General features: G+C 63.5%; 6 protein-coding genes. 2 read left to right on the top strand and 4 right to left on the bottom strand.

Annotated features, from left to right (window positions below; all coding sequences use genetic code 11):
* Positions 1 to 37: 37 nt before the first annotated feature.
* The gene (locus EOA32_RS11660) at positions 38 to 634 is read right to left on the bottom strand and encodes a L,D-transpeptidase (RefSeq protein WP_128371823.1); all 597 of its coding nucleotides are present in this window, start codon (positions 632 to 634) and stop codon (positions 38 to 40) included.
* An 83-nt stretch (positions 635 to 717) separates the two neighbouring features.
* Between EOA32_RS11660 and EOA32_RS11655 the strand changes: the two genes are divergently transcribed.
* Both EOA32_RS11655 and EOA32_RS11650 read left to right on the top strand, forming a co-directional pair.
* Positions 718 to 1,401, top strand: a complete 684-nt coding sequence (locus tag EOA32_RS11655) for a response regulator transcription factor (RefSeq protein WP_095804844.1) — start codon at positions 718 to 720, stop codon at positions 1,399 to 1,401.
* Positions 1,402 to 1,647: 246 nt separating this feature from the next.
* Complete coding sequence (locus EOA32_RS11650) at positions 1,648 to 2,106, top strand: cyclic nucleotide-binding domain-containing protein (protein WP_095782692.1); 459 nt, start codon at positions 1,648 to 1,650, stop codon at positions 2,104 to 2,106.
* Here the strand turns inward: EOA32_RS11650 and xth are convergent.
* From xth to EOA32_RS11635, 3 genes are all read right to left on the bottom strand, one after another.
* The gene (gene xth / locus EOA32_RS11645) at positions 2,096 to 2,941 is read right to left on the bottom strand and encodes an exodeoxyribonuclease III (protein ID WP_128371822.1); all 846 of its coding nucleotides are present in this window, start codon (positions 2,939 to 2,941) and stop codon (positions 2,096 to 2,098) included. The two genes, EOA32_RS11650 and xth, sit on opposite strands and share 11 nt — an antisense overlap.
* Before the next feature lie 103 nt (positions 2,942 to 3,044).
* Positions 3,045 to 3,713, bottom strand: a complete 669-nt coding sequence (locus tag EOA32_RS11640) for an outer membrane lipoprotein carrier protein LolA (protein WP_066998340.1) — start codon at positions 3,711 to 3,713, stop codon at positions 3,045 to 3,047.
* A 143-nt stretch (positions 3,714 to 3,856) separates the two neighbouring features.
* Entirely contained in the window at positions 3,857 to 6,514 is a 2,658-nt protein-coding gene (locus EOA32_RS11635; protein ID WP_128371821.1) for a DNA translocase FtsK, read from the bottom strand.
* Positions 6,515 to 6,569: the final 55 nt, after the last annotated feature.

Below are 6,569 nucleotides of genomic sequence, written 5' to 3'. Positions count from 1 at the left end.
CTCCCCTACTCCCCTACTCCCCTACTCCCCTACTCCCCTACCTCACCACCTTCACCACCGTCCGGTCCGACAGCAGCGGCAGCAGCCTCGCCATGGTGCGCGCCGTCACCGCGACGCAGCCTTGCGTCGGCGTGAAGCCGGGACGCGCCAGATGGAAGAAGATCGCGCTGCCGCGTCCGCGCCGGCGCGGCACGATGTTCCAGTCCAGCACCAGGCACACATCGTAGAGCCGGTCGGCGCGCCGCATCCGTTCATGGCTGGCGCCGTAAGGGATCTTCACCGGTCGGTTGTAGTTGCGGTCGTCCGGCACCTCGCACCAGCCAAGATCCGGGCCGATCGGCGCCATCGCCAGCCCCGTCCGGCGGCCGCCGGGAAACTGGTCGTTGCGGAAATAGCCTGACAATATCCGCATCGCAGCCAGTGGCGTCGCGCCGTCGCCCTCGCGCTTGCTGGCGGAAATGCCGCTGCGCCCGAGGGCGCAGCGAAACACCGTTTTGCCAGCTTGCAGCAATCCCTGCGCAGGGTTGCCCGGCTTTGCACGCACAACCAGGACATGCAGCCCTTTCGGCAAAAATTCGCCTGCCGCATTGCGCGCGCGTTTTTTCTTGTATGATTGTCTCACGGAACAAATCACTGTGAACGACTGTTGCGCCGGTGAGCTTCCGCATAAATGGGGGGAGGTCAACTGAATATTCTTTTTAAAACAACGGATTGATCATGACATCACGCACCATTCTGATCGTTGACGACGACGACGACCTGCGAGCCACCCTCGTCGAGCAACTGGCGCTTTACGAAGAATTCGACGTCCAGCAGGAAGCCACTGCCGCAAAAGGCGTCGCTGCGGCGCGCGGCGGCCTTGTCGATCTGCTCATCATGGACGTCGGCCTGCCCGATATGGACGGTCGGGAGGCGGTGAAGATCCTGCGCAAGGGCGGCTATAAGGCCCCGATCATCATGTTGACCGGCCACGACACCGATTCCGACACGATCCTGGGGCTCGAAGCCGGCGCCAACGATTACGTCACCAAGCCTTTCCGTTTCGCCGTGCTGTTGGCGCGCATCCGTGCACAGTTGCGCCAACACGAGCAGAGCGAGGACGCCACCTTCTCGGTCGGCCCCTACACCTTCAAGCCCAGCCAGAAGCTTTTGATCGATCCGCGCGGCGCCAAGGTGCGGCTGACCGAAAAGGAAGCCTCGATCATCAAATATCTCTATCGCGCCGACCAGAAGGTGGTAACGCGCGACGTGCTCTTGGAAGAAGTGTGGGGTTACAATTCCGGCGTCACCACCCACACGCTGGAAACCCATGTCTACCGGCTGCGCCAGAAGATTGAGCGCGATCCTTCCAATGCCGAAATTCTTGTGACAGAAAGCGGCGGCTACAAGCTGGTTCCTTAAACATTTCATGATCTAGAGCAATTCCAGGAAAAGTGTGAAAGCGGTTTTCCGATCGGAATTGCGTCGAACCAAACAGATAGGCGGTCGGGCGGGACTGCCTCGGGTACGATCCTGATGCTGGAGGGTGATGGATCGGCTCGCTGCACGCATCGCACGACGCGTGATTGAAAGTTGGAGTGCGCGCTCCCGCAAGGAGGCGGCGCTCCAAAGGAGGGACTGGACTGACCGCTCGGGGACACAGCTAGCATGGCGCTGGATGACGACATCCGCATCCTGTCCGCCGTGAAGCTTTTTCAGGGCTTCACGCAGGAACAGTTGCGCCTGCTGGCCTTCGGCGCCGAGACCACTTTTCTGCAGGCCGACCACAAGCTCTACCGCGAGGATGACGTGGCCGACTCGGCCTATATCGTGGTCAGCGGGCGGATAGTCCTCTATCGCGAGCAAGGCAGCGGCGAACGCGTCCCGATCGGCACGGCAGGCCCCGGCGCCATGCTCAGCGAACTGGCCCTCATCGCCGACACCAACCGGCTGACCAGCGCCTCGGCCGCGATCGATTCGGAAGTTATCCGCTTGAGCCGCAAGATGTTTCGCCGCATCCTCGAGGAATATCCGGAGCTCGCGGTGCAGCTGCACGAGCGCATCTTGGAGGAATTCCAAGAGATGATCGCCCGCATCGAGGAGCTCGCGCCACGGTTTACGGAATAGACGCGCCGCAGCGCCCCTGCCGATTGAAAGCGCTCAATCCCAATTCAAACTTCGCGATGACCGGCACATGGTCCGACGGCTTCTCCCAGCCGCGCGCCGCCTTGAGAATCTCGTAACCGGCAAAGCTCGGCACCAGATTGGCGGACGACCAGATATGGTCGAGCCGCCGGCCGCGGTCCGATGCTTGCCAGTCCTTCGCGCGGTAGCTCCACCAGGTGTAGAGCTTTTGCTCGGCCGGCACGTTGAGCCGCATCAGGTCGACCCAGCCGCCGGCCTGCCGCATCGCCTCGAAGTTTTCGGTTTCGACCGGCGTGTGGCTGACGACGTTGAGCAATTGCTTGTGCGACCACACGTCATGCTCCTGCGGCGCGATGTTGAGGTCGCCCACCAGGATCGAGGCATCGTCCTGGCTCGCCGGCACGCTGTTCATCTCATAGACGAAATCGAGCTTGTGCCGGAATTTCCGGTTGATCTCCGGGTCCGGCTCATCGCCGCCGGCCGGAACGTAGAAATTGTGCAGCAGGATCGACCTGCCGCCGGCCTGGACCCTGACCGAGAGATGCCGGCTGTCGTCGATCTCGCAGAAACGCCGCTTCTCGACCAGCTCGATCGGCCGGCGCGCCACTGTCGCCACGCCGTGATAGCCTTTCTGGCCGTGGAACAGGATGTGCTCGTATCCCGCCTTGCGGAACGCCTTTTCCGGAAACAGCTCGTCAGGAACCTTGGTTTCCTGCAGGCAGAGCACGTCCGGCGAGTGCTCTTTGAGCAGCCGCTCGACGATCGGCATGCGCAGGCGCACCGAGTTGATGTTCCAGGTGGCTATAGTGAAGGGCATTGAGGCAGGTCCGGCAAAAGATCGCCGATCTACTGCCAGCCACGCGCCATAAAGACAAGCCGGCCCGCGCTGCAAGCCGGCCCTGCCCTGAATATGGGCGGACCTACCGCGTCTTGGTATTGAGCTCGCGGTTCGCCGTATAGTCGATCGCGAAGGTGCCGTCCGGAATGGAGACCCCTTCCTTGACGTTGAAGATCATCACCGTTGTGTCCTTGCCCTGCGCGTCGGTGATCGTCCACTGGCGCAGTTCATAGGTCTTCGGATCAAACATCATGGTGATCTTGGCGTTGCCGAACACCGACTTGTCGGAGAGTTGGATGGTGGTGAGGTCGTCTTCTTCCTTGACGGCCTTCACGCGCCCGCCGGAGAGATCGATCCGGTCGTCGAGCAAAAGCTTCAAGGGCGTCTTCGACAGCGGATAGAGGTCGGAGGTGTTCAGCTTCTTGTTGAGGATGACGACCGACTTGCCGTCCGAGATCACCCGGAAATTCGACGATCCATCATAGTTGAAACGGATTTTGCCGGGACGTTCGAGGAAGAACTTGCCGCCCGTCTGCTCGCCCTTCGGGCCGAACTGCACGAACTCGCCGCTCATCGATTTGACCGAGGAAAAATGGTCGGCGATCTTTTGTGCCGCCGGCGGAACCGCGGCCTGTGCCAGGGCCAGAAGTTGGAAGCCCGGCACGACATTGATGGCGGCGGCGCCAGCGAGCACCAGGCCAAGGCCGAGCAGCTGTCGGCGGGTCGGAGCGAAATCTGTCTGGGTCTTCATGCCGGTCACTTCCTGTGATTTGCCTTGGTCGCAGTCTCTGGACCGCCAGTTGGGCCTAAGTTTGGCGGGTCGCACGGCGCTTGGTCGCATCAACGCGCCAGAGGGTTCAAAGTTGCCGGCCGCCTCCTGCGGCCGTCGCCGGGCTAGAACTTATCGTCCTCGGTGGGGACGAGAATCTCGCGTTTGCCGGCGTGGTTGGCCGGGCCGACGATGCCTTCCTTCTCCATCTTCTCGATGATCGACGCCGCGCGGTTGTAGCCGATGCCCAGCCGGCGCTGGATGTAGCTGGTCGAGGCCTTGCCGTCGCGCAGCACCACGGCCACCGCCTGATCGTAGGGATCGTCGGAATCCTCGAAATTGCCGCCCCCGCCGCCGCCGGAACCGCCCCGGCCCGAGGCGCCGTCCTCGTCGTCTTCCTCGTCATCCTCGGTGATGGCGTCGAGATACTCCGGCACGCCCTGCAGTTTGAGATGGCCGACGATCCGTTCGACCTCATCGTCCGAGACGAAGGGACCGTGGACACGCTGGATGCGGCCGCCGCCCGCCATGTAGAGCATGTCGCCCATGCCGAGCAGCTGCTCGGCGCCCTGCTCGCCCAGGATGGTGCGGCTGTCGATCTTCGACGTTACCTGGAATGAGATGCGGGTGGGGAAATTGGCCTTGATGGTGCCGGTTATGACGTCGACCGACGGGCGCTGCGTCGCCATGATGACGTGGATGCCGGCGGCGCGCGCCATCTGCGCCAGGCGCTGCACCGCGCCTTCGATGTCCTTGCCGGCGACCATCATCAGGTCGGCCATTTCGTCGATGATGACGACGATATAGGGCATCGGCTCGAGGTCGAGATCCTCGGTCTCGTAGATCGCCTCGCCGGTCTGGCGGTCGAAGCCGGTCTGCACGGTGCGCGAGATTTTCTCGCCCTTCTTCTCGGCCTGGCTGACGCGTGCATTGAAGCCGTCGATGTTGCGCACGCCGACCTTGGACATCTTGCGGTAGCGGTCCTCCATCTCGCGCACCGTCCATTTCAGCGCCACCACGGCCTTCTTCGGATCGGTGACCACGGGCGTGAGCAGATGCGGGATGCCGTCATAGACCGAGAGCTCGAGCATCTTCGGATCGATCATGATCAGCCGGCATTCCTGCGGGGTGAGCCGGTAGAGCAGCGACAGGATCATCGTGTTGATGGCGACCGACTTGCCCGAGCCGGTGGTGCCGGCGACCAGCACATGCGGCATCTTGGCGATGTCGACGATGACCGCCTCGCCGTTGATGGTCTTGCCGAGCGCCAAGGCGAGCTTCGCCTTGGTGGTTTCAAAGTCGCGGCTCGCCATGATCTCTCGCAGATAGACTGTCTCGCGCTTGGCATTCGGCAGTTCGATGCCGATGGCGTTGCGGCCGGGCACGACGGCGACGCGGCAGGCGATCGCGCTCATCGAGCGGGCGATGTCGTCGGAAAGGCCGATGACGCGCGAGGATTTGATGCCGGGCGCAGGCTCCAGCTCATAGAGCGTCACGACCGGACCCGGGCGGACATGGATGATCTCGCCCTTGACGCCGAAATCCTCGAGCACGCCTTCGAGCAGTCTTGCGTTCTGCTCCAGCGCGTCCTTCGACAGGCTTGGGTCTTTCGCCACGTTCTTCGGTTCGGACAGGAAATGCAGCGACGGCATCTCGAACGTGCCGGAGCCAATGAGCGAGGTCTGCGCCTCGCGCTGAACGCGTGCGCCTTGCACCGGGCGCGGCGCAGGCGCCTCCACGCGCGTCGCCGCGTCCGAGCGGAAGTTGCGCACATTGGCGCGGCGCTGGACCGGCTCTTCGTCGTCGAAGTCGTCGAGATCGGCCTCTTCGTTGTCGAAGTCATTGTCGTCCACCGGATCGACCGAAGCGCTGCGGTCGTTGACCATTGCGGCGAAGAATTCCGGCTCGACACGGGCGCGGCCGCCGGGGCTCATCCTGGATTCGGCGTACTCGGCCGATTCGACCCGTTCGGCGGCGCGGCGCCAGGCGCTGGCCCGCGGCTCCATCTGAGGCTCGAACTCGTCACGCTCCTGCCTGCGGCGCGCGGCACGCCGATGCATCCATGCACGGAAGGACAGCCACCAATGGGTGATGGCGCCGAGCGCAAGAATGCCTTCGTCGCCCTCGTCTTCATCCTCATCGAAGAGCAGATCGTCCTGCTCGCGCGGCTCCGGCTCGGCGGCGCGCTCAATGACGGCAAAGCCGTTCTTGCGCGCGATCAGCGCCGAGCCATAGGTGAACAGCCAGAGCGCCGGTGTGGCGAGCACAACGGCGATGACGGTGGCGAAGAGGCCCTTCGGATAGCCGCCGACGGCGATGCCTGGGATCTTCAGCACCATATCGCCGAACACACCGCCGAGACCGGTCGGCAGCGGCCAGGTGTTGGGCGGCGTCACGCAACCGACGATCGCCGCGGCAAGCAGCGCGAAGCCGAACCAGGCAAGCCCGCGCTTGCCCAGCCTGTCGACGCCGCGGGCGGAGAAGAGCAGAAAACCCCAGATCACCGCCGGCACCAGTCCGGCGACGGCGGCAAGGCCGAAGAACTGCATGGCAAGGTCGGAAAACACCGCGCCCGCATAGCCCATGGCGTTGGTGACGAGATTGTTGGTGGCGTGCGAGAAGCTCGGATCGGCGACGTTCCAGGTAGCGAGGCTGGCGACGCCGAAAGCGGTGAACACGAACATCCCGGCACCGACCAGGCGCCCAACCTGCCGCCGCGCGAACGCCTGGATGCCGTGCCCCGTATCGGTCAGCGCGAGCGGTGCTGAAGCGCCTGAACGCATGCCTCTTCCCCGTGTGTCGATGCCTGGCCGGATGCGTGACGCATGCCGGGAGATT

The sequence above is a fragment of the Mesorhizobium sp. M1A.F.Ca.ET.072.01.1.1 genome, from assembly GCF_004023325.1.
GTDB lineage: Bacteria > Pseudomonadota > Alphaproteobacteria > Rhizobiales > Rhizobiaceae > Mesorhizobium.
Note: the sequence above shows the minus strand (reverse complement) of the source record. Positions and strands in the feature narration are given on the sequence as shown.

Excerpts from the sequence above, each read along its gene's own strand:
- EOA32_RS11655 (WP_095804844.1), top strand. The coding sequence starts at position 718 with ATGACATCACGCACCATTCTGATCGTTGACGACGACGACGACCTGCGA.
- EOA32_RS11650 (WP_095782692.1), top strand. The coding sequence starts at position 1,648 with ATGGCGCTGGATGACGACATCCGCATCCTGTCCGCCGTGAAGCTTTTT.
- xth (WP_128371822.1), bottom strand. The coding sequence starts at position 2,941 with ATGCCCTTCACTATAGCCACCTGGAACATCAACTCGGTGCGCCTGCGC.
- EOA32_RS11640 (WP_066998340.1), bottom strand. The coding sequence starts at position 3,713 with ATGAAGACCCAGACAGATTTCGCTCCGACCCGCCGACAGCTGCTCGGC.
- EOA32_RS11635 (WP_128371821.1), bottom strand. The coding sequence starts at position 6,514 with ATGCGTTCAGGCGCTTCAGCACCGCTCGCGCTGACCGATACGGGGCAC.